Source organism: Fulvivirga imtechensis AK7 (genome assembly GCF_000331535.1).
Classification (GTDB): Bacteria; Bacteroidota; Bacteroidia; order Cytophagales; family Cyclobacteriaceae; genus Fulvivirga; species Fulvivirga imtechensis.
Genome location: NZ_AMZN01000043.1, coordinates 61,934 through 86,195, shown reverse-complemented (window position 1 = coordinate 86,195; position 24,262 = coordinate 61,934). Strand labels below are relative to the sequence as shown.

The window sequence follows — 24,262 nt, the reverse complement described above, 5'->3', positions numbered from 1 at the left end:
CCTCGTACCTCGGAATGACAATTTCTTCAATATATAACAAGCCACTATACTTGTTTCAAACGCCTCCTGTGGAGCACCTATAAGGAGAATGACGTCCCCAAATAAATGCACGATCTCGATCAGGGGATTGCCACGTCAGCGTCACCTTCCTATCGTCAGTTAACGCCTCCTCGCAATGACGGTACCAAGTCACCTGCAAAGATCGTGTTTACATCGACACATTCATAATTTTGCTCTTTGGCATAGGCGAGTACAGCTTCGAGTATCATTGCTGTATGCTGCCTGTCGTCATGAAGCAAAATCACAGATCCCCGTCTCATGCGCTTTTTGATACGCCTGATCACCTTTTCAGGATCATGGGTACTTGTATCAAATGAGCGTAAGTTCCAGCCTATCACCTTCATACCTGTCTGCCCTACAGCCCAGGCAATGGGCGGGTTAACCACTCCGTATGGTGGTCGAAACAAATTGCACGCCAAACCAGTTATTGCCGTGATGAGCCGGTTAGTTCGCTCGATCTCGTTTACTATCGTCTTATTCCCGAACAGCGAAAAAATATTGCTATGTGACCAGGAATGGTTGCCCACTACATGGCCCTCAGCTACTATTCGTTTCAATATTTCGGGATGCTTCTCAATATTGTTGCCAATGCAGAAAAAGCTGGCTTTGACCTGATATTTCTTTAGTATATCCAGTACCGCATTAGTACCAGGAGCAGGACCATCATCAAAGGTAAAAGCAACTTTTCGTCCAGGATCGAGAGGCTCTGTAAAGGCAGGTACGAAAATGTTAAACTTCATCACTGACGAGGCTATTACCACAAAAATTAAGAATGGCACGACCAACAGGATATAGAACGCCCAATGTATTTCCAAAAAATAATCTGCTACCAACAGCGAAAGCAGCAGCACAACAAAACTGTTACGGATAATTATGAAGGACATTTCGAGAGCAAGGTCAGCGTATGATTAACGCCTTTATAATGGTTATACAGTAAAATACGATCTAAAGACCCTCCAAATTTACCTGAAACCAATGTATTTTGAAACACCTGCTGCTTTTGAAGCATTACTGCCGCCAGGTGGTGGCCGTAAGCGGACGCGGTAAAAGATTCTCCTGAAATATTTTTAAACTGTGCTATGGCATTTTCCTTCATCAGGTCGCCCATGGCATCAAAAAACCCATCCGCAACACCATTATGCCCCATAAGCACAAGATCGATATCGGCCGATGCGAGCTCGTTGCGGTCGAGAAACTGCACCACTTTTCCCCGTACATCATCTACCAATGGGTTATTGAAGGCGACAGTATCTTCTATGGCTGCAAAGCTTTGTTCGTTTTGATCTTTTGTCAGGATAAAAAATGCAGCACCTTCGCCTAGTACCGATAACTGATCCTCTTGATTTATACTTACGCATCGTATGCTCCCCATGAGTTCGTGTACTATAGGCGTGATCTCATCTGCGCCACCTACCAACACATGCTCTACACCCTCTTGCAACTGCAACAGTGCATCTTCCAGCGCATTTTCAAAGGAATGCCCCCTGTTGGAGAACGTAAAGTTGTGATTAGGGCACTGTAGCATTAGCGCTATCTGCCCTGCGATGGTATTGTGTGTAGACTGGATAAATGCTGTCGGAGAAAGGATGCCTTCTTCATTATCAATGATCTCCTTTAGAAATTTTTCGGTATCCTGAACACACCCCAGGCCCGTGCCCACGATCACGGCTCCGGGTATCTCCACCTTTGCCATTTGCATGGCTTTGTACGCGGAAGCCACGCTCATTTTTATAATGCGACTCATCCTGCGCAGTAGCTTTGGGTCTATGATCTCGCGATATGCAGGCTCTGTAGCGGACAGGTAGCTTGTCTGATGATCGACCCACTCCTCCAGGTATCGGCCAGTATCAAAAGTATGCTGTGGCGTGATGGCTGCTGTTCCTGAAATATATCCCTTCATACCTTCGAAAATATAAGTGATGAACAGTTTCCTCCAAAACCAAAGGAGTTGGAAAGCACATGATCGATTTTTATGCTTCTGAAGTTTCTTTCCGGCTCCAGGCCATCAGACATTGGCAATGAAAGGTTATAGTTGCCATAAACGTGTTGTCCAAGTATGGCTAACACCGAAAAAACGGCCTCCACGGCCCCTGCAGCGCCCAATGTGTGGCCTGTATATGATTTAGTAGAACTTAAAGCCGGCACCTGATCGTTAAAGATCATTTTCAACGCGTTGCTTTCCGAAAGGTCATTATTGGCTGTTCCCGTACCATGGGCATTCACATAGTCAATGGTCAGATCTGTCTTGCCGGCAATTTCAAAAGCTTTTTTTATCGCCAGAAAAGCGCCTTTACCCTCTGGTGATGAGGCTGTCTGATGGTAGGCATCATTCGCATTGCCATAGCCGGTTACTTCTGCATAAGCCACTCCACCTCTGGCATTAAGCGCTGCTTCCGATTCCAGCACCAGGTATGCCGCGCCCTCTCCAAGATTCAGTCCCTGGCGATGCTCGTCAAAGGGCTTGCACAGTTCAGCATCCAGGATCTTCAATGAATTGAATCCATTAAGAGTAAACAAAGACAACGCATCGGTTCCCCCGGCAATCACCCGCTCTACTTGTCCGGCTTTGATCAGTCTGGCTGCCTGCATGATGGTGTTGGCTGATGACGAGCAAGCTGTGCTGATGGTAGACAACGCGCCCGACAGCCTCAGCCCTGTAGCAATGGCCTGTGTAGAGTGCCCGCAATCATGACCGCTGAATGATTTTGTATAATCAACTCGCTCACCTTTTTGAAGCGACTGATAAGCGTGTTCCGAAATATCCATACCACCCACGGTAGTCCCACTGATGAGGCCCGAAGTCCTTAGCTGACCTTCGTCTAACCCGGCCTTTTCAACTGCTTCCCTTGCTGCTATCAGGCCAAGTAAAACCGTTCTCGATACCGGCTTTTTGTCTGAGACACCAGCCATTTCTGCCAATGATTCATTGGAAGCCTTCACTTCTCCTACAGGCAATGTGCAATGTTTCGTCTTCAGGAATTGAGGCGGAGCAATACCGGTAACCTGCTGTTTTAATGCATTCAGGTTAGCTTCTGCCCCAAAGCCCAGGGCAGAGACAATGCCATAGCCGCTGACAAAAACCCTGTGGCTCATATTTATTTCCTGTTCTTTTCTATGAACGCGGCAATTGTGTTAATAGAATTGAATACCTCGCGGCCTTCTTCAGGGTTTTCGATCTTTACCCCGTACTCTCTTTCCAGCAACACGATCAGCTCAAGTGCGTCAATGGAGTCAAGCCCTACTCCCGAGCCGAAAAGGGGCTCGTCATTGCCTATGTCCTCCGGTTGAAGATCCTCCAGGTTCAGCAGTTCTATGATCTCCCCCTTTAATTTTTCCTGTAGATTTCTCATCTATACTTTTTGATTAAAATTTATGCCAAAAGGACGCTTTACCTCGCCCTTATCTCTTTTTCCTATTAAATACAATTCGGCACCATATTCAGTGGGTGAAAAATCCACCCACCCGGTAATACAATGCTCATACCCTTCATTTAGCAACAGATCCTGCACATAATGAAACAAAAAAGCTGCATCCATATCTTCCATCATAAAGCAAGAGCTTTCCCCTGTAATCTGATGACGAATGCACAGTTCCCCCAGCATGATGTTAGGCAAGGTATAAACGAACACCGCGGGGCTGGGAAAAGAATTTTCTCTTTCCACATACGATTCATAATGCTTCTGATCAGATATGATCGATGAAGACCTGTTTCCAAGAATAATAGCGGTCTTTTCACCATTAAGCGCTCCACCAATGTTCTCTGTTAACAACAGCTCGGCAGTTAAAAACGACAATTTACATAAATTGTCCATCTTGAAAAATTTGGGATATGAAGCCTCCATGAGCTGGTATGCTTTCCTGCAATATTGAGCAAATGGCAAATGCTCTTCATTGGCAAGGAACAACGTTCCATCCTTATAAATGGCTGATGAGGTGATGGTGGTATCGGTTATTATTTCCAGGTTCATGCCTTTTCAAAAATTACTGCTCCGTTACAGCCGCCAAACCCTGAAATGGTCTTAAGTCCGTATCGAAGATTTGGACTTTCCTGATTCTCTGCCAGCACGTTTAATGGCTGTGTCACTCCGTGTTCTGCATATCCGTGAGAACCCAGCAACACACCCTCGTTGAGTTGCCTGATGGTAATTATCGACTCCACGATTCCTGCGGCTCCGAGGGTATGACCAAAGTAACCCTTCAGGCTGTTCAGGGGAGTATCCTGCATATTGAGGTGGTTAAATGCCACAGCCTCCATTTCATCGTTATAAAGCGTGGCAGTTCCATGTCCGCTGATGTAATCGATATCCCCGGGTTGAAGTTTCGCGCCCTCCAAAGCTTTGCTTACGGCCATTCTTAATCCCCGGCCGGTGCGTGACGGGCCGGAAATGTGGTTGGCATCGTTGGCTTGTCCTCCACCTGCTACACGGGCAAAGGCCTCCGTTTTTGCTACCAAACCGGGATTATTCGTCAAAAACATGGTTGCACAGGCCTCTCCGAGTGTGATGCCTTTTCTTGCAACATCATAGGGTCGGCAGGGCGCATCGCTGATCGCCATGAACGACTGAAACCCGGTGAGCACAAACTCCGTCAGCAGATCCCCCCCGGTAACAATGGCATGGTCATACAACCCAAGCCTGATCAACTTCTGCGCAGTGAGTATGGCCGAAACACCGGAAATGCAGGCATTGGATACTACCACGGGCCGATGAGGCATTTCAAAATAGTCATTGACAACCCTTGCCATTACCGGTAGCTCGATCCGGTTTCCCTCATACTTTTTAGCTTTCCTTTCATTGAGCAAACCAATGTTGCCTTTTGTAGTGGACAACACCAGAACTGTTCGCTGTTTGTCGATGTCTCCAACTGCTTTGAGTACCGCGTCTATGGAATAGATAAACAGGCGTTCCAGAAAAGTATATTTCTCACAGCCCTCAAATACAACCTGCTGCTCAACGGTATGGGTTTCATAACCTGCTCCGTAAAAAGTTTGCGGGCAAAGGCTATCGTCAGTGATCTTGCTGATTCCAGTCCTCGATTTTTTTAACATAGCAAAGTTCTGCCCGGCGCTACAACCGAGAGGACTAATCAAATGGTCAGCTATGTTAAAGATTTCCACGTGTTCAACTATTTACGATACCCCAGTGTTGTTTCCACTGAGCAAAAAAATCAGGCACAGTCAGGTACAACTGTCGGTTTTTGTCCAGAAAAACCTGTTCTGACCTACCGGTAGCATACACATCTCCTGACTGTTTACTATACAATTTATATTCAAAAATAATTTTTGCAGCAGGGGTATCGATGAATGTTGTCTCGATCGCTACTTCGTCCTTATATTGAATTGGTTTTTTAAAACTGCAATCTATTTTCACTATAGGGATAAGGTATCCTTGATCATATACATCAAAATAACCCAGGTTAAAATTTCGGCCGAAGCTCTCTCTTCCATCTTCAAAGTATTTGATATAGTGGCCATGCCAAAGAATGCCCATGCTGTCAACCTCACTGAACCGTACTTTGATCTCTGCCTTATCAACCAGCATTTTCTTCCTTTTTTATAAAAATTCTTAATTCACATTTCGCTAACATCCGGTCATCTTCACCATACACGGCAGCTTGTGCTATTTGAATATCCATTACTTCATCTACAATTGCCACTTTGGTATGGATCGATTGCCCCACTGCTGGCAACTCCTCGATCAACACATGCTTAATACCTGCAATAAAGCCTACTGGAGCGTTTTTTCCTGCTTCAGCAGCTTTTAGTCCTGCATACAGTGCAGCAGTCTGAGCCATATTTTCAATTAATCCCCCCTCTTGCAACAGGCCATTATTAACGAGTACATTTCTTTCTTCTATCGTCAGCCCGGAAACCACTTCTTTGTCTTCATGTTGATATAAAGCGGTAACCATTACAAACGGGTGTCGTTGTGGAATGTACTGCAACAGGTCGTCTCCTTGTTTTATTGGGTTCATGTTCATACTATTCTATTATGGCGCCCCGCACATCGTTACTCCAGAAGTCGTAATAGTTGAACCACTGAAGCGGGTATTGCTTTAGCTTTTCTTCCAGGTTCAAGACATAATCATCCAGCACCTCATGAGCTGTGCCTGAATCAGTCTGTATAGGTGTGGCTGAAAGTTCGTACTTCCTCTTCTTACCCCGTAATGCATAAGCAAAAGAATAGGGTACTTTAAGTTTGCTAACAATGGCAAAAGGGCCCAGGGGAAAGTATGCATTTTGCCCCATAAACATTTTCTCTGCCACACGGCTACCATCGGTAAATCGATCACCGTGCATACATACTATTTCCTTGTTACGGATAGCCATATTGATCTTAAAAATATGGGAAAGGTCTTGCTTTATAGGAATAATGTTCACTTTCCGGTCGCTCATCACGTTTTCAAGGTACTGCTTTATTTTTTCATGCTCCGCCTCGAAGATCAGGATGTTGGTGGTCAAATCGATCCTATCGAGCATCAAACCGGCTATTTCCCAGTTGCCCAGATGGGCGCTGATGATGATACCACCTGTATCCTTTAACGTTTTGAGGTGCTCCACACCTTCCGTTGTGTATTCAAAGTTGCGAACTGCGCCCGAGCCAATAGCTATTTTATCGATGAGCGTTTGACCAAATACGTAATAATTTTTAAATACTGAGCGAAGGGATCTCCAACGGCTATAGTGCCATATCTGGCGGAAATAACGATAAATACTTGCTGTGGCTTTTGGCGCTGATACGACAAAGTAAGCTGACACTACCCTCAAAAGGGCATAAGCAGCATTCAGCCCCAGCTTGTTCAATACATAAATAAAGATCTTATACCCTAAAAGCCCCCCTCTGGTTTTGCCTTTCCAGGATGACATTATTGAGCTTCAACTTTCTGGATCACATAATCGTAGAAGTCCTGAAAGGTTTTGATCTCGGTAAAATCTTCAGGACTTACCTTAAACCCGAAATTACTCTCAATTTCTACTACCAGGTCAACATAGTCCAGGCTGTCGAGGTCGAGCGTTTCCTTCAGATCTGCCTGTGGCTCTATCAACTCTTCCTCTACCTCAAACTCATCTACTAAAAAACCATTTATTTTAGTTATAATTTCTTCTTTGTTCATCTCCCAGTATACTGTTTTATCAAATTTTCCTAATGATCAGGCTGGAGTTGGTGCCTCCGAATCCGAAAGAATTCGACAAAAATATATTAAATTCTTTATCGATCACATCAAACGCAAAGTTTAAATCCTTTAGTTCCTCTTCAGGGTCTTTTAAATTGATATTCGGAGCTATAAATCCGTTGTGCATCATGATCATCGAATATACCACCTCGCTGGCTCCTGCCATCCACATCTCATGGCCTGTCATAGATTTAGTAGAGCTCAGGTATGGTTGATGACTGCCAAACACATTGAGGATGGCTTTCCCCTCGTTAAGGTCGCCTGCAGGAGTAGAGGTAGCGTGTGCATTAATATATTCAATTTCGCGAGGATCCATTTTTGCCTGCTGCAGGGCCATCTCCAGAGAGCGAGCCGGACCCTCCACGTTAGGTGCCGAAATGTGGTCTCCATTGGAAGAAAATCCATAGCCAACTATTTCACCCAAGATCTTAGCTCCACGCCTTTGAGCGGATTCGTAGCTTTCAAGAATTACGGTAGCAGCACCACCACTAGGCACCAACCCATCTCTGCTTCTGTCGAAAGGTCTGGATGCCGCGGCTGGCGTATCCTGACGCATAGAAAAGGTACCCAATCCATCGAAGCTACCCATGGAATGAAAGTTGACCTCCTGGGCTCCTCCGCAGATGATCTTATCCTGCATGCCGCTCTTGATCATCATATAACCCAGGCCAATAGCATGGGAACCACTGGCACAAGCGGCACTTACGGTGAAGTTGATGCCTTTCAGCTTGAAAATGGTGGCCAGGTTCATGGTCACAGTTGAGTTCATCGACTGGAAGATCGAACCGCTGCCAATCAGTGTGGTATCATTTTTTAACCGCAGTTGATCCACTGCCTCGATACAGGGTTTTGCCGAGCTGTCGTTGCCATAGATAATACCCACCTGATCTTCAGCCAGCAGTTCTGCACTCATACCAGCCATTCGAAGCGCCTCCATAGTGGCTACATAAGCATATTCACCCTGTTCGGCCAGGCCTATGCGCTGCCTCCTGGTAAGCTGTTCCTTCAGCAAAGGTTTTTCAAGTACTCCCGTCAAGGCCGACCTGAATCCCAGTGCAGTGCGCTCGGGATCAATCCCAATGCCTGACCTACCATGATATAACGACTCCTTCACCTGGTCAAGATTTTGACCGATGCAAGAGTATATACCCATTCCTGTAATTACTACCCTTCCCATAGAATTATATTAGCCTTAATATAGACCTCCATTGAGTGAAATAACTTCTCCTGTAACATATGACGCACCTGGTGAGGCAAGAAAGCCGACAACTGCTGCCACTTCATCGGGCGTACCAAATCTGCGCATGGGCACCAGTGCTTTTAGCTCTTTTTCATTTATATCCTCAGTCATATCAGTGCTGATGAACCCCGGTGCTACTGCATTTACGGTTATACCTCTTCTAGCCACTTCCTGAGCCAATGCTTTCGTAGCCCCTATCACAGCGGCTTTGGCCGATGAGTAGTTTGTCTGACCCGGCAGCCCTTTGAGTCCGGAAAGTGATACGATATTGATAATACGCCCGCCCTTTCGCTTGATCAGCTCGGGCAGCACTTCACGAGTTACATTATAAAAGCCCCCCAGGCTCACATTCAGTACGCTATCCCACTCTTCGTCCTTCATCCACAGCATGAGGTTATCTTTTCTGATCCCTGCATTGTTCACCAATATATGGATCTCTTTATCAGGATTGTCCTTCTGCCATTGCCCCAGCACCTGCCGCACTTGCTCCCGGTTTGAAACATTGAATTTAAGCAGCTCAGCCTCTACTCCATGCGCTTCTACAGCTTGTTTAGTTTCCCTCGCAGCGTCTTCATTAGAGGTGTAATTGATAATTAAATGAACACCTTGCTCAGCCAGGTTTAAACAAATAGCCTTACCAATACCTCTTGACCCGCCCGTCACTAAAGCGTACTTCATCGCATTTGATTTTTAAAAATATTTTGCAATTTATCAATATGGTTTTTCACTTCCAATAATTATCCAAAAACCTTAAAAAGGGGAGTTTGCCATCATGTATTTCTTTAACTTCTGCATGTCCTGATAGATAGGATAGTCTTTGCTAAACTGAGGAATGACACTCCGAATGTTTGAATACGATATCTTGCTCTGAGGTGACAAGCCTTCGGTCTTTTTTAGATAATCCAATGCCTGAACGACACTGATCAATTCGATCACCAGCACCTCAAAAGTATTGTCGATCACTTTTTTTGCACATAAGGCTGAGTTGGAGCCCATGCTTACAATATCCTGATTGTCATTATTATTCGGAATACTGTGTATATACATGGGGTTTGAAAGCATCTGATTCTCAGCCGTAGTGGAGGTAGCCGTAAACTGCACACCCTGCATACCAAAATTTAATCCCAGTTTGCCGAGGTTAACAAAAGGAGAAAGCAGATCGTTCAATTTAGGATTCATCAGAAAATTGAGCTGTCTTTCCGCCAGCATCGACAGTTTGGTGATGGCAATTTTTAGCTTGTCCATCTCAAAAGACACATAATCACCATGGAAATTACCCCCGTGGAAGACATTGTTGTTTTCAACATCCACAATCGGGTTGTCGTTGGCAGAGTTTACCTCTTCCACCAATAACCTCTGACACTCCTCTACCGTTTCCAGGATAATGCCCACGATCTGCGGAACACAGCGTATGGAATAATACTCCTGCACCTTGTTCTTCATCACCCTTTCCTGCACATCACTTCGATATAGTTGCTGCTCACGCTTTTTTATATACTTGCTTTCAGACAGATGAGAAGTGATTATCTCTGCTACTTTTTGCTGCCCGATGTGCTTTTTCGCCTTGTTTAATTCAGGTGAAAAATAATCATCGTAAGCATCTACCATTTCGCAGATCATAATGGTAGCCATCAACGACCACTCTACAGCTCTTTTTGCATATATAGAATTAATGATGCCGATACCCGTCATTACACTGGTACCGTTCATTACCGCAAGGCCTTCACGGAGTGATACCCGCATCGGCTGAATGCCTAACTGGCCGAAAACCTCCGTGGTGGGCTTAACCTCGCCCTTATACTCCACTTGCCCTTCACCTATCATCACCAGGGCCAGGTGTGCAAGTTGTACCAGGTCTCCACTGGCACCCACACCGCCATGTTCAAATATTAGCGGAGTAATATCGTTGTTGATCAAATCTCTCAGTACACTGATGGCCGAATCGTTTACCCCTGAATATCCCAAAGACAAAGTATTGAGCCTGGCGATCATAGAGGCTTTTACATAGGAAGAGGAAAGGTGGCTTCCAAACCCCGAAGCATGGCTTCTGATCAGGTTATACTGTAGAGTTTTTTGCTCCGACTCTTCAATCCTGTACTGCGCCATAGGGCCAAAACCCGTATTGATGCCATAGATGATCTTGTCTTTCGAAAACTCCTGAAGAAAATTAAAGCTCTTGTTTACTCTTTCAAATGTGCTCTTTTCTATTTCCAGCGGCTCCCTCCCAAATATTACCCTTTCGAAGTCTGCAAGCTCCAGCGAAGCAAAACCAATGCGCACCATATAATCTAAGGATTGAAAAAAATTAAACCACGTAAATCTGAGTTTACGTCTAAGGTCACAAAACAAGTCATAATGGGCATATTAAGCAAAATATATAAGAATTTTAATAAGATATTTTTTATGGGTGGTAAAGATTCCCGGAAAAAACATTACTTTTCGGATTCTTTATTTTTATAAAATGTTTACTTAAAAACTCGGCTGCTAAATCAAGTATAGCAGTCTTTTTAGCAACAAACAATCAAATCAACTACTGGAATATTAATTTAGTTTCCAAAAATGGAGAAGAACCTTGAAAGTGTGGATGTGTTGGTGATAGGAGCGGGTCCTTCCGGCACAGTAGCGGCATCAATTCTTAATAAGAACGGCTATCATGTGAAAATTGTAGAAAAACAGCAATTTCCACGGTTTGTAATTGGCGAAAGTCTGCTTCCCAGATGTATGCATAATCTGGAAAAAGCTGGTTTTATTGAGGCTATTGAAAAAGGAAATTTTCAGAAAAAGCTGGGTGCTATTTTCGCTGACGGCCATGAAACCTGTGAATTTGATTTCTCAAATCAATTTTCAGAAGGATGGGGCTGGACATGGCAGGTACAAAGAGGCGCTTTCGACCACTTACTAGCCAGGGAAGTGGAGCGCATGGGGGTTAAAGTAGAGCATGGCTCAGCAGTTACTGCCGTTGATTTTAATGAAAAGCACGCCAATGCAACTATTTCTAAAGCTGATGGTTCAACATACAACATACAGGCCAGGTTTATTGTCGACTCAAGCGGCTATGGGCGTGTGCTGCCCCGCCTCCTCAACCTGGATAAGCCCTCTGATTTCCCGGAAAGAACCTCTTTTTTCTGTCATTTGAGGCCGGTAGAGCCTATTGTAGGTAAGGAGAGAGAAAAGATTATCATTCTAGTATATACTAAAGACATCTGGGGTTGGGTTATACCCTTTTCAGATGGCACTTATTCGGTAGGCATTGTTGGTGACATTGAAGGTGTAAATCAATTTTCCGGTGATGATGAGGCACAGTTCAGACAATGGGTAGAAGAGATCCCCGCTTTAAAATCAAGGTTTACGAACTGTTCATTGATATTCCCTCCTAAAAGAATAACCGGGTATGCAGCGGCTGTGAAGAAGCACTATGGCCACAGGTTTGTCCTCACCGGCAACAGCACCGAATTTCTCGACCCCGTGTTTTCTTCTGGTGTGACCTTCGCTACGGAGTCAGGGGCGCTGGCGGCCGAATTGGTATCGAAGGAACTATCAGGTGAGGCGGTAAACTGGCAAAAAGAATACTCTGAATACATACAAAGGGGAGTGGACGTATTTAAAACCTTTATCACCGCCTGGTATGATGGCGACCTGCAAAGGATCTTTTTCAGCCAAAACCCCAATACTGAAATGAGAAGGCAGATATGCTCGGTATTGGCCGGTTATGTATGGGATCTGGATAATCCTTTTGTGAGCAAGCACAAGCGGGCAATTACGAGTTTGGCAAGGGTTGTTTAGGTTTAACCGAGGTGTACGAGAAAGCCAGAAAATCGGGAAAAGTTTATCAATTTATAATACGGTGCAATGCCTTTCGCTCTGATAAACGTTCAGAGTGATTATAAATTTACAATTTTCAAAATCCATTGCTCTTGTTTTGAGAGTTGTAAAATTCAGTCTGAAGACTGAAATTATAGCAAGGCACAAGTGACGCTAATTCGCTTAACAGTTGCGCCAGGCAGGGTTGTATAATTTTTTAGACGGCAGAGAACGCAGAAGGAATGGATTGTATTCCTCTATGCGTACCTCTGCGGTTAACTGAGAATTATTTCGATGACCTTTTAAAAGATTTATAAGCAGCCTTGTAATCATCACCACTGGCTTTTATTGTCTCGTACACAGTTCTCGCCCAATAATTTCTGAAGCCGAAACCACCAGCTTTTGAAATGTACTTTTTGCTCCACAGGATCTCTTTGCTGGCGATATCGAAAAAAACCATGTACATAGAGGCATGCTGGGTATTCTTATTGAGTGTTTCCATGATGTATACCAGTCCCAGGCCATCCTGTGCATTTTCCAGTTCATAGGTGGAAATGATGCTTTGCAAATCCTCTTCAGGAATGGAATAGGAATCATAGATCACCAGATCAGCCACTTTGGGAAGTGTGTTTCTTTCCATCACCACACTCAGATCATTGGTCTGGCTTTCTTTTAAGTAGGCTTCTTTAAAATTGTATTTATCGCTCTCCGATAGCATCAAGTGGTTCCAGGATCTGAAAAATTGCTCTTTAATGGCATAAGGATCGTTAAATCCATCGGGGCCAATGCATTTTACTTTTGAATAATCTAATCCGCACCAAACGAGATCAGATGTAGTAAATACTTTAGGGTCAGGCTGGCTAATGGCAACTGAATAGCCGAGCACCATCAGTATGATAATCGTTAGTTTTTTCATGTTATTACTTACTATTTTAACATTCATGACAAACAAAAATAGTAAAAATGGAGTAAGGGCAATAGTTGAAGATGCTAAATTTGTGGGTACCCATTTTGCAAATAACCGTTAACTTAAAGCGATAGGAACGTTGAGGGAACCTGGTGAAATTTATTTCCGGGACTTTCTTTTAGCTCGCTTATAGGTGGACCGGCTGCTGTCAATAATTTCATATATAGGCCTTGCCCAATAGTTTCGCATACCGAACCCTTCAGCTCCTGCTCTATATTTCAGCGCCCATAGTATTTCCTTTTTGGCTATATCGAAGAAAACAACATATATAGAAGCTGCCTGTAAATTTTTATTCAGCGCTTCAACAATATAAACTAACCCTAAACCTTCTTCTCTTTCCAAATTGTATTCGGCAATGATGTTATGAAGCTCTTCAGTAGGAATGGAATAGTGTGGTTCATCAATTAATCTTTCCTGCGGATCAACCTTTGCATTTCTGGCAGTTACAGCACTCAGGTCGTTAATCTGTATTTCCTTTTGATATGCCTCTTTGAAATTATATTTATCACTTTCGGAAAGCATAAGATCATTCCACGCAATAAACAGTCTGGGCAGTTCCCGGGCTTCAAAGTGTTTGGAACCGATAAAACGCGCATGAGAATAGTCAAGACCGCACCACACAATTTCCCTGGCATCAAAAACCATCGGGTCCTTCTGTGCCAGGCTCTCTGTAAAGCAGAAAAATAGAAAAAGAATACTAAACAATCGGTTTTTAAAGTTCATTTTATATATGAGTTTATTATTATTTATTTAATAACCAACTGACTCCGCCTATCTACCAGCTTCACCGCCTTTCTACTTGTACCAGGAAAAACGAGGGATAAAATAGTCTCCTGTGATATCCGTTCAAGTTTGGGGGTTACTCGTAGCGAGGCTCTAAATCTGTCGGTCAATGCCTTTTCAAAAAGGCTCTCCTGCGCATTATATCTTACCATTACCTCATCCCCTCCATACTCATTGGAGTAGATCTCTACTTGGTAGTATATGATTTCTTCAAGGGAATCCAGCACTTCAAATATAGCTGGAGGATAGCATGTGGTGCCTTTATATTTTATCATTTGATGCTTTCTGCCAACAATCGGTCCCAAACGAGCGGTATTTCTGCCGCAGCTACACGGCTCAGTGTGCATGGCACAAATATCTCCTGTTCTGAAGCGTACCAGGGGCAATCCCTCAATGCCAAGGGTAGTGATGGTCAGCTCTCCCTCCACACCTGCCACAACGGGATTACCCTCATCATCAAGTATTTCTGCAATGATCAACTCCGGGTGCAGGTGTCCTCCGCGGCCCGCATCGCATTCCGTAAATGCTGTAGCCATCTCTGTTGATGCATAGGTGGAATACAAAGGGATATCCCACTTTTCTTTGATCCGCTGACCGAGGGCATTGTATGAAAAATCACTATTCCGGATCGATTCACCAATGCAAATTACTTTTTTCACACTTCCATTTTTGTAATCAATGTCATTGGACTCTGCGTAATCTATCAGCTTTAAAAGGAAAGAAGGTACTGCAATGAGTGCCGTTGGTTGTATTTCAGCAATGGTTTTCCATTGAAGCTGGGGTATACCCGGCCCTACACGTACCATGCCGGCTCCTAATTCCCGGGCTCCGAGTATATAGGCAAGCCCAGCCATAAATCGCCTGTCAACGGTTGTTGTAAGCTGGTATATTTCTTTGCTACTTCCCCCGGCACAGGCCAGTGAGAGGGCTTCATTATAGGCAAGTCGCTTAAGATCACTCTCTGTCATCGGTACGGTTAAAGCCTCCCCTTCTGTACCCGAAGTGTTGGTGTACTCGATGATCCGGTCAGTTGGTGCACACCAGAAGTCTTTTTGGTGTTTTTGCAGGTCGTGTTTGCTGACCGGAGGGATCTTTTGCAGGTCTGATAGTCGTTGAATAGTATCCGGAGAAATATTATTTCTTTTGAAATGCTCTTTATAAAAAGCGGAATGCCCGATCACATAGTGCAGCACCTTGCGCAGTTCATTGAGCTGGTAAGTTTCAATTTCTACGTATGATGCCTTTTCAATAGGCGGAATAGTCTTTTCCATATTATTGCTGGAGGTTTCCCCGGCATTCTGCCAATCCGTTTTCCATATGCTCTTTTTCACTCACCTTCGCAATTTCCTTCGTTAAGCCTGTTTCGTAATAGTATTTGGCTTTCTCCCAATCTTCAAGAGCTTTGAAGTAATCTCCCAAATAATAATAGGTTAAAAATGAGTTGGAATTGCTTTTAACCATTTCCAACTCCTCCTGAGCCGTGATCTTCTCACCATCTCCCCTGTACAAAAAACGCTGTATTTTCTCTTTGATGGTGACAAAACGCTCATAATTCTCATAAGTATGGGTATACAGAAATGGATCAGGCGCAATGCTGACGGAGTCGGTATAGGTAAATTCGTCTTCTTTGTTTTGGAATATGCTTATTAGATCATAAGCCAGATAGTTACCGAGCTGGTAGGGTGGGCTCGACACCCACATTTTCATTTCTTCCGGTGAAAATATAACAGAATGGTGGGCCAGCAATTGATTAATAGCCTTTTCGTTAGCCAGTCCTATATTTTTACCACTCTGACCCTGCTTGTCACGAAGTATATATGCTACCTTTCCCGGAGTCAATGGCGCCAGGGAGTCCATCAGTTCCGCCACCCGCTGATACCGGTAGGTGGATACTTCCTCTCCCATATATTCCAGATTGAGAGCCGTGTTCTTTAGCTCATGACTTTGGAAGTGATTAGTAACGATCAAATCCTCATCATCTTCGGAGTACAGGGCCGTCTTTTCCGGGGTCTTTTCTATCAAAGCAACACGCCCATCTGTTTTCGATCCGATAAGGAAGGTTTCTGACACAAAAGATTCATACGACTGTGCTATCTCGTAAGCCTCCTCGATATTTGAGGCATATTGCAATATCTGCCGTGCTATCAGAGAAACGGGCATTTTTCCCTTACCGGGAATATCAGACTTGGCAGAATTTAATGTTACCGTTAATCCTTTTTCATTCATACCCGAAACCACCCCGCTAAAGCAGGCCCAGGTAACAGAAATGAACTGATGCCCCTCCGTTGGGCGAACTACGGCAAGGACAACATCTTTGGCAAAATCTCCACCAAAGTAAAAGTCAAAATTCCTACCTATGAGTAGTTTTCCGTTCTCCGTTTTTTGACCGGTCGCAGCAAATGAGGTACAGCCTACCAGGTTCATGTTTTGCAAAGCATGACCAATATCATGAGCGGCATGGTAGCTTAGCGCCCGGTGAAACTTTGGTGCTACAAAGTCAAATGAATCAGGCATATAATGAGAGGCTCCGTATATCTCGTGCAGGTATTCCTGAGGAACATAGTCATCCAGGTCCCGGTTAAACCACCCTACAATGAGCTTCAAAAACCCCAGGTAAGCATCGGAAGGGATCCGGTTTTTGATTTCTCCAACGAAGGCTGCTTCCTTCTCCATTTGTAGTTGTTCGGCCAAAGCGCCAAATGCCATACCACGCTCGTAAGGAGTACCATTAATTGACATTTCCCACACACTTTTATCATTTTTGCGGAGCCAACTGCCATTTTCAGATTCATAAAACTGCGCTGCCTTTTGTATAACATTGGTGCTGACTACTTGCACCTGTAATGGGGGCTCGATCCTTACCTTTAAATAGTAAGTTGCCACTACTAGTACTACCAGCAGCAGCAGGATTCCCAGCCCGATCTTCAGTTTCTTCTTCATTAGTGCTGCAAAATTAATAAAATAAACTGGTGTGGTAATGCCAATGTACATTCGTGACACCATTATTTGCGCAGAGAACATAGTGGTGGAGCGAGTTTATATCATTGTTTGGTTTACTTCATGTACCTGTACCGTGCCGTTCTTTTATCCCCTTCTTTCTTTAAAATGCCCTTATCAACTGCTTCCTTCAAATCTCACTAGCTGTAGCAGAAGAAATTTCCTTATTATGTCGTAAATAATCGCGCCTACTGAAATAGTTAGTCCCTACAATTCCCTTGAAGATGTTTATCCGGTCCGAACTTCTAACATTTAAGTTTGGTGTCTTTAGTAAATCTTCAAGAGCAATATTGATCATTTCTAACATAAATTCGATAAAAATGGTTGAGTTGCCCGGCTTATCAGATTGTGCCAACGCATGGTAGTAATTCTTGTGGTGCTCTTTAATGAGAGTTTCTACAGGCAAGAATTCAAAAACAGGAGAATATTCTTTAAGGATCATGGTTTGCCACAGCCTCCCCATTCTCCCATTACCATCTGTAAATGGGTGTATAAACTCAAATTCGTAGTGAAAAACACAGCTTTTAATAAGCAGCAGATCATTATTATCCTTTAAATATTTAAACAAGTCCATAAGAAGCGGGTATACCATATTTCCAGGAGGAGCTATATGTGCGAGATGTTCGCCCTTCATGATACCTACGGATGTTCTCCGCAAAGCCCCCGGATTATCCACTAAACCTTTCATTAATACTTTATGAGCTTTACAAAGCGATTCGAGATCGAAAGCGTCAAATTTATCCATCATTGAATACACCTTTATAGCATTCCTAACCTCCAGAATATCCTTCTGGGGAGCCAATACTCTTTTATTATTGATAAGATCTGTAATTTTGACTGACGGTAAGTGTATTCCCCTCAATCTCCAAAGATGACTGAATGGTTTTTATTCTATTTTTTTCCGCAATTCTGTCAAAGGTTTGGTCAGGTGAGCAGATTTGACCTCCCCTACCTTTTCGGAAATTAAAGAGATCAGGTTGAGAATTTCAGTAGTGACATAGTATGGGGGCTTCATAATATTGTGATAGTATCATTTGATACCATCACAATATAAAGATTACTTCGAAACATCACTTCCTTTACATGCTAAAAGTCCATTTTCAAGTTAATTTGCACTTTTTACCCGATGATGAGGGTATGGTTGGTTTGCTACGAATAATATCATTTGATATTATCACTACATAATCTTAATTAATCCGTTTCGATTCAAAAACTATCCCCTCGCCCATAGTACCGCGCAGGCGCTCAAAAAAGCTTTCTCTTTCAGGCAGGGCAATAAAATCATCAACATAGGCTGTTGAAGGATCAATAACGGGATCTTTTTCGTAGACGGAATCCAGCAACCTATACCTGATGGGCAGGTATTTAACATCATTGACTTTATCTTCAGCATACATCATCAGCAACACCGACTGTATCGGGTCGGTGGCAAGCGCTATTTTCTCAAAGCCTTGTGCCCTGGCCAGCCTGTAGCTATAAATGAGGTTTTCGGTACTGTGTTCTGCCCTTGTTTCGGTAAATATCTTATCGGCAGGAATACCCAGGGCGATTGCATATAACTTCATCACCACGCTTTCGGTATAAGGGGAATACACCGCACTTCCTGAATAGATGACATGCTGTGTATAGCCATTTTCGATCAGGTACTTCGACCAGTAGACCCGTGTGCGCATGATATCATGCCAGTTGTCACCCATAAAAGGGTATCCGGGTACAATAATAACATCGTATGGAACATTGGCGAGGGCTTTGTTATAAGCATCTCCCGATTTGGTTTTAAAGTAGAAGAACAAGCCAACAAGGAAAAGTAATATTGCCACATGAATGGCTATAAAGATCTTTGTAAACTTATGTCTGAAAAACTTTCGGATCATTTCACATATTTAGCAACGTCAGCCATCAGTTTATCATGTCCCAGGATCTCAGAACAAGTGGTGATGGCACCGATAGTTACACCCAACACCCCATGCATATTTAGGTTTTGCCCGGTCAGCAGCAGGTTAGAGATCTTTGTTCTTGGTGAAATAAATGATTTCATAGGGTTTCTGTAATCCTTTGTTACACCATATAATGAACCATCTTTGGTGCCTATATAGTCACGATACGTCAGGGGTGTTGAAGTATAATAAGCTTCAGTATGCTCTCTGATGCCCGGAAACCTCTTCTCCAACTCATCAAACATCCGTTCTGCTCTTTCTGTTTTAAAATCTTCATATTCTTTTCCTCGGGGTGATTCTTTTGAAACAGTGTTAAAAGTATCTTCCCACTTTTTGGTTTCATTGTAGTCCATATAAGCCATCATAGTCATGGTTTCAGCATATTCTTTGTCGCGCGATGAGGCTCCGGTGAACAAGGCATAACCGGCGGGCCACTGCTCCCCGTAGGAAACACCTTTCCACACATCAGGGTCGATGAAGTGATAATAATTACAGTTGAAGTATCTGATGGTCTTCTTCTTGAGTACGATATAAAGGATAAAAACAGAAACTGAGTTTTCGAGGCTGGTGATGCGCTTCCTATAGGCTTTCCTGATGTAGGTTTCGTCTATCATATCGAGTGTAACTGCCGGATGGGCGTTACTGATAAATATATCCGCTTCAAATGTCCGACCATCTGCCAGCTCTACATGTCTGACCTTTTTATCTTCCACGATAAATTTTTTGGCTTCCGCATGCGTCAGCACTTTTCCTCCGTTGTCACGGATCTTCCTGGCCAGAAGCCGGCCTATCTGAGAGCCTCCGTCTACGCACCGCCAGGCGCTTTCTATGTATGAATTGATGATCAGGGCATGCACATACAGCGGGGTTTTGTCTCCTTCGCCTGCATACAGCAGGTTAGATCCTGCAAGAACATACTGCAGCTTTTTGTTGCTCGTACAGATAGCAATAAAATCGCGCGCATTCACATCCAAAAATGGTATGCTTCCCAAATGCGAATTCATTCGCTCCAGGTTGTACATGGGAAAGCTTTTACAAACCTCTTTGATCTTCTCACAATATTTGATGATACCTTCCCGCTCCCCGGGAAAATAGCCGGCCATAATATTGATGAAGTTTTCATATCCCTGCCCATGTTTGTATTCAATTTCATCTCCCTCAAAACTGATCACATCAAAACCATCTTCGTCCAATTGCTGCAGTTTCAGATCATCCATAATACCTAAAAACTGGAAGTATTTATTCAGGTTCTGCCCTTCACCAAGTCCTCCAATATAGTGTATACCGGTATCAAAAATTCTCTTATTCCTGGCAAATATCTGCAGATTACCTCCTATTTGCTTGTTCTTTTCCAGTACCAGCACCTTATATCCTTCCCTGCTGAGAATGGCGCCACACTCCAAACCTCCCAAACCGCTTCCTACTATTACAATGTCAAACTTCTCCATGTATTCAATTATCGTGTTAGCACAAAAATGGTGTTGGACGTGTTGCGGGAATCGTCCATTGCCTGTATGTTAAAGCCATGCGCTCCGGCAAATTTTCTGATCATCTCTCCTGAAATGTAGTTCATTTCATTACGTGTCTTGTTAAAGCCAATACCCACGGAAAAAAATTCGGTCAATTTTGTGCTTTTATGCTTGTCCGTTTTTTCGCCATCCCCGTCACGGATAATAATCTTACCCCCCGGTCTGGTCAACCGGGCCATCTTTTTTAGTACCTTCTGCTGTTCATCTTTCTGCAGATAGTGTAGTACATCGCTAATGATAAATACATCCGCTTCGCCACACTCTATGTCCACCACATCCCCGTCAACAAAAGTAATATTATCAGGTTTTACGGGACAGTTTCGGGCCACCTGAATTTTATTTTTATCATAATCGACAGCAAAAATTTCCCTTGTTCCGGCACTGAGCCCAAGTGCATAACTCATCATGCCATAGCCGCACCCCAAGTCCACAACTCTGCATTCACGTGGTATGAGTTCATGAAAAAGCTGATAACCTTTTTCAAGCCTGTATTTCACCTTCAGGTACCACTCCAGAACAGGACCTTTGTAAAGAAAGTTTTTAATGATGATCTCCCGAAAATACTCAGGAGTTTCTATTTGACTTCTCATACTGAGATACGCTTTTTTAAAGTGCCGGCTTATGGTTTTTGTTCTTTCCGAATACCCTTCACCAAAGCTGGTATCACCATGGCTGATCCTGGGGAGGAACTTAACAGTGATATCACTATTCTTTAGATAGAAATCGTCTCCCTTTGGCATTACCATACTTGTGCCATGTATTATCACAGGTTGGATGTCGAGTTGGAAATGCTCCGCCAGATAAAACGCCCCTTTGTGGAACCTTCTCAGTTGAAAAGTGCCACTACGTGTGCCTTCAGGATAAATTATTATAGAATAGCCTTCATTGATAAGCCCTTCTATTTTATCCAGTTGGTTTTCTATGCCTTTTGAAGCCTTTATAAAATCTGCGTATTGTACGGCTTTGCCAAAGAAAGGCGAATGGTAGACCCAGTCATTAGTTACCATTACCACTTTTTTGTCAAACATGAGTAACAGCAGTATGTCAATGAACGAGTGGTGATTACTGATAATCACTGACGGCTTGTTAAAATTAACATGCTCCTTGCCAATAATCGTCTTTTTATTATTGGCAGTAACATATATGATAAACCTGGAAAAGATCATCATCAGCCAGTGAAAGTATTGCTTCTTTTTCTTTCTTGATCCGATAGGAAGCAGAAAAAGAAGCCTGGCAACATAAAGCACTAAGCATCCCAGTAAAAAACCAGAAAACGATGCTGCTGTAAAAATCAAAGATAGGAACGTATAGGGCACTACGCCTTTCCTTTTCCTATTGAGGATCAACGAGTTAAATAGTGACTGTTCCACCGTAAACGTGAGGAATATCACAGCCAAAATACCTATAATAGCGAGCATGGCTATCGATTTCAAAGCCGGATGTTGCGCCAGTATCATCACGCCTATGCCTGTCAGGGTGGTAAAGGCGGAAAGTATGATGGAGGTTTTATAAGATTTTAGGTTAGCAACACCATACTTGTGATCTTGGGTGAGTCCACGTAAAACAAAAATGCTATAGTCGATCCCAAGACCAAAAATAAATGTACAAACGATGATGTTGACGATGTTAAACGACAGCCCCATAACCCCCATGATACCAAGAACCCACAGCCAGCTCAGTAATATGGGAGTAAAGACGATGAGTGCCAGCTCGATCCTGCCAAACGTAACGAGCACAATAAGAAATACTATGCCCAGCGATATATTGACCAGCATGTTGAAATCATCCCTGAGTATGCTTACGAGCCTGGAGGCAAGGTAGGCCCTGTCCATGATAACAATTCCTGGCAAAGCAGCCAGGGTGTTGAGCACCTCTGGCTTGTTTTCCGCAGCAAGCTTGGCTGAAGACACGATAGATATACCGCCATCAGCGTTGCTAATGATCAGGTCCTTTCCAAAAATATCGAGCATTTTATCAGCCTCTTCATCAGTTATTCCTTCATAGGGCCTGGTCAGCAATTCTGTAAAACCAGCGAATGTATTCTCCCTGAAGCCCAGTTGTAAAGCCCGGCTGTTCAGCACTGCGATAGCACTGTCTGCACTGTATTTATACCAGAAATTTCTCCATTGCTGAAGTCTTTTCTGCTGGACTTTTTTAGAGGGGATGATCTTATCCATAGCCATATATCCGTATATTGAATCCTGCTGCTCCAGCATCTCTAATTCCTTCACTACAGAAGCGTTTTTTTCCAATGCATCCCAAAGGTCATTGCCACGAATAGCGACATGGATATTATTGGAAGTAAAAGTAGAAATAGCATCTATCCGCTCTTGTGACTGTTCCAGATCCTCCGGCATGTAGCTGAGTTGATGCATATCACTTTCAAAAGTGAATTTTTGCCAGGTGAGGGCACTCACAATGGTAAGAACGACCAGCAGCGCCAATACCCATTTCTTTTTATGCAGCGGATACCCGGCCAAATCACCAATCCATCGCTCTACAAAATTTTCCTTTGAAGGTTTTACTTCCCCGGTTTTAATAATAAAGTGAGGTAAAACGATCAGGGTGAAGAGTACTGCACTCACTACGCTTATAGCAACAAAGATCCCCAGGTCCTGCAATGCAGCAGAACGGATAAAGAGCAATGATAAAAAGGCGCTCGCTGTTGTCAAACTGCTGAGAGTCAAAGGTGTGGTAAGATCCCGGAAAAGCACCCCCACATTCCTTTCATGCTTATAGTGTGTGAAAAAATGCAGAGCATAGTCTATGGTTATACCTAACAAAATAGATCCTATCCCTAAAGAGATCATTGAGATACTATCTCTGATAAGGACCAGAACGGCCAGGGCCACTAAGGCCCCGAAAATGCCAGGAATGACTACTATGAAAAACGTAAAAATATTTTTGTAGAATAATGATATAAAGAGGAAGAGGATGATTACTGCCAGCGTTACCGTCAGGTAAATATCCTTTTTTATGCGATTGGCATTAGCCACCGAAACAGCGGCTGAACCAAAGTACTCCACTGCTATTCCATCAAATTGATTTTCATAGTGTGGCGCTAAGTTCTCCAGGATCTCCATCAATTCTCCATTTTTTGATGTTTCCCCCGGAGGATTTACCAATTCGGCAAAAAATATCAGGTGCTTCCTGTCATTAGAAATGATATTATTTTTGTAGAGATTGAAGTTTTCATTGATCTGCAGGTCCCTGGATCGCTCTAATGGAATGGTCGCCAGGCCCAGAGGATCTTTTACAAGAATTCTTTTGGCACCTATACCTACTGGGGACATCAGCGTTTTGTAAAATTTGTTGAGAGAAGCTTCGATCTGTTGAGGCTGGATGCGCTCCTCGAGCAGCTCATAGTCCTCTTTCTCAAGGTAAAAAGGTAGGTTTTTCAGATAATACTCGTGTAAAGCTTCAATCTGATTGTCGGGCACCTCGCCGGTAATTTCATCAATGTAGCCAGCATAATGACTTTTTAAAGTATCTGCCAGCTTTTCATAAGCGGCGATCAAGAGGTCAGGGTTAACAGCCGTTGTGTCTTTCAAATACAAATGGAACACCAGCCGTTTGTTTATTTCCAGCCCCTGCAGCGCCTCACTTACCTGTCCCACATTTTCATCTTGCGGAATCAAACGAGTGATATCCTCCTCCAACTGAATATTACTGGCCGTAAAAGCAACCATCGCTGTAAAAAGAAGAAGAGTAAGAAAAAATAAGATCCGCTGCTTCCTGGATTTAATGTAAAGCCGGTAAAAAAAATTAGCCATTT

At 43.5% G+C, this 24,262-nt stretch carries 22 protein-coding genes; 1 reads left to right on the top strand and 21 read right to left on the bottom strand.

The features are described 5' to 3' along the window. Positions 1–155: 155 nt before the first annotated feature. From C900_RS12410 to flxA, 13 genes are all read right to left on the bottom strand, one after another. The gene (locus C900_RS12410; protein ID WP_009580257.1) at positions 156–944 is read right to left on the bottom strand and encodes a polysaccharide deacetylase family protein; all 789 of its coding nucleotides are present in this window, start codon (positions 942–944) and stop codon (positions 156–158) included. Further along, positions 932–1,960 carry a beta-ketoacyl synthase chain length factor gene (locus C900_RS12405; RefSeq protein WP_009580255.1) on the bottom strand — a complete coding sequence of 343 codons (1,029 nt, stop codon included), beginning with the start codon at positions 1,958–1,960 and terminating at the stop codon, positions 932–934. Before C900_RS12405 ends, C900_RS12410 begins: the two co-directional genes overlap by 13 nt. Further along, a complete protein-coding gene (locus tag C900_RS12400; RefSeq protein ID WP_009580254.1) occupies positions 1,957–3,153 on the bottom strand; it encodes a beta-ketoacyl-[acyl-carrier-protein] synthase family protein in 1,197 nt (398 codons plus the stop codon). The genes C900_RS12405 and C900_RS12400 overlap by 4 nt, the downstream gene beginning before the upstream one ends. A 2-nt stretch (positions 3,154–3,155) precedes the next feature. After that, positions 3,156–3,410, bottom strand: a complete 255-nt coding sequence (locus C900_RS12395) for a phosphopantetheine-binding protein (RefSeq protein WP_009580253.1) — start codon at positions 3,408–3,410, stop codon at positions 3,156–3,158. After that, on the bottom strand, positions 3,411–4,028 hold the full coding sequence (locus C900_RS12390) for a beta-ketoacyl-[acyl-carrier-protein] synthase family protein (RefSeq protein WP_009580252.1): 618 nt from the start codon (positions 4,026–4,028) through the stop codon (positions 3,411–3,413). Further along, complete coding sequence (locus C900_RS12385) at positions 4,025–5,176, bottom strand: beta-ketoacyl synthase N-terminal-like domain-containing protein (RefSeq protein WP_040496661.1); 1,152 nt, start codon at positions 5,174–5,176, stop codon at positions 4,025–4,027. The genes C900_RS12390 and C900_RS12385 overlap by 4 nt, the downstream gene beginning before the upstream one ends. A 4-nt stretch (positions 5,177–5,180) precedes the next feature. After that, positions 5,181–5,600, bottom strand: a complete 420-nt coding sequence (locus tag C900_RS12380; RefSeq protein ID WP_009580246.1) for an acyl-CoA thioesterase — start codon at positions 5,598–5,600, stop codon at positions 5,181–5,183. Further along, positions 5,590–6,033, bottom strand: coding sequence for a hotdog family protein (locus C900_RS12375; RefSeq protein ID WP_009580245.1), 444 nt, complete (start codon positions 6,031–6,033; stop codon positions 5,590–5,592). Before C900_RS12375 ends, C900_RS12380 begins: the two co-directional genes overlap by 11 nt. A 7-nt stretch (positions 6,034–6,040) precedes the next feature. Next, positions 6,041–6,925 (bottom strand): lysophospholipid acyltransferase family protein, encoded by an 885-nt coding sequence (locus C900_RS12370; protein ID WP_009580244.1) that lies wholly within the window; start codon positions 6,923–6,925, stop codon positions 6,041–6,043. Further along, on the bottom strand, positions 6,925–7,173 hold the full coding sequence (locus C900_RS12365) for an acyl carrier protein (protein ID WP_009580243.1): 249 nt from the start codon (positions 7,171–7,173) through the stop codon (positions 6,925–6,927). Before C900_RS12365 ends, C900_RS12370 begins: the two co-directional genes overlap by 1 nt. A gap of 19 nt (positions 7,174–7,192) precedes the next feature. Continuing rightward, positions 7,193–8,410 carry a beta-ketoacyl-[acyl-carrier-protein] synthase family protein gene (locus tag C900_RS12360; protein WP_009580242.1) on the bottom strand — a complete coding sequence of 406 codons (1,218 nt, stop codon included), beginning with the start codon at positions 8,408–8,410 and terminating at the stop codon, positions 7,193–7,195. Between the two features lie 15 nt (positions 8,411–8,425). Next, on the bottom strand, positions 8,426–9,151 hold the full coding sequence (gene flxB, locus C900_RS12355; protein ID WP_009580240.1) for a flexirubin biosynthesis SDR family reductase FlxB: 726 nt from the start codon (positions 9,149–9,151) through the stop codon (positions 8,426–8,428). 72 nt (positions 9,152–9,223) lie between these two features. Continuing rightward, positions 9,224–10,756 carry a flexirubin biosynthesis tyrosine ammonia-lyase FlxA gene (gene flxA / locus C900_RS12350; protein WP_009580238.1) on the bottom strand — a complete coding sequence of 511 codons (1,533 nt, stop codon included), beginning with the start codon at positions 10,754–10,756 and terminating at the stop codon, positions 9,224–9,226. A 276-nt stretch (positions 10,757–11,032) separates the two neighbouring features. On the opposite strand from flxA, the gene C900_RS12345 reads away from it, so the two are divergent. Continuing rightward, a complete protein-coding gene (locus C900_RS12345; protein WP_009580234.1) occupies positions 11,033–12,256 on the top strand; it encodes an NAD(P)/FAD-dependent oxidoreductase in 1,224 nt (407 codons plus the stop codon). Positions 12,257–12,560: 304 nt separating this feature from the next. On the opposite strand, the gene C900_RS12340 is transcribed toward C900_RS12345, so the two are convergent. The 8 genes from C900_RS12340 to C900_RS12305 all read right to left on the bottom strand — a co-directional run bounded on the left by C900_RS12340 (position 12,561) and on the right by C900_RS12305 (position 24,260). Beyond that, complete coding sequence (locus tag C900_RS12340; protein WP_009580233.1) at positions 12,561–13,190, bottom strand: hypothetical protein; 630 nt, start codon at positions 13,188–13,190, stop codon at positions 12,561–12,563. A 150-nt stretch (positions 13,191–13,340) separates the two neighbouring features. Then, positions 13,341–13,964 (bottom strand): hypothetical protein, encoded by a 624-nt coding sequence (locus C900_RS12335; RefSeq protein ID WP_040496658.1) that lies wholly within the window; start codon positions 13,962–13,964, stop codon positions 13,341–13,343. Positions 13,965–13,987: 23 nt separating this feature from the next. Continuing rightward, positions 13,988–15,355, bottom strand: coding sequence for a flexirubin biosynthesis putative acyl-CoA ligase FlxY (gene flxY, locus C900_RS12330; RefSeq protein ID WP_245558427.1), 1,368 nt, complete (start codon positions 15,353–15,355; stop codon positions 13,988–13,990). After that, positions 15,297–16,964 (bottom strand): C45 family autoproteolytic acyltransferase/hydrolase, encoded by a 1,668-nt coding sequence (locus C900_RS12325; protein WP_040496681.1) that lies wholly within the window; start codon positions 16,962–16,964, stop codon positions 15,297–15,299. The genes flxY and C900_RS12325 overlap by 59 nt, the downstream gene beginning before the upstream one ends. A gap of 187 nt (positions 16,965–17,151) precedes the next feature. Next, positions 17,152–17,769 (bottom strand): Fic family protein, encoded by a 618-nt coding sequence (locus C900_RS30605; protein ID WP_245558426.1) that lies wholly within the window; start codon positions 17,767–17,769, stop codon positions 17,152–17,154. A gap of 439 nt (positions 17,770–18,208) precedes the next feature. Beyond that, entirely contained in the window at positions 18,209–18,895 is a 687-nt protein-coding gene (locus C900_RS12315; RefSeq protein WP_009580226.1) for a YdcF family protein, read from the bottom strand. Next, positions 18,892–20,406 carry a phytoene desaturase family protein gene (locus C900_RS12310; RefSeq protein ID WP_009580225.1) on the bottom strand — a complete coding sequence of 505 codons (1,515 nt, stop codon included), beginning with the start codon at positions 20,404–20,406 and terminating at the stop codon, positions 18,892–18,894. Before C900_RS12310 ends, C900_RS12315 begins: the two co-directional genes overlap by 4 nt. Before the next feature lie 8 nt (positions 20,407–20,414). After that, complete coding sequence (locus C900_RS12305) at positions 20,415–24,260, bottom strand: trifunctional MMPL family transporter/lysophospholipid acyltransferase/class I SAM-dependent methyltransferase (protein WP_009580224.1); 3,846 nt, start codon at positions 24,258–24,260, stop codon at positions 20,415–20,417. Positions 24,261–24,262: the final 2 nt, after the last annotated feature.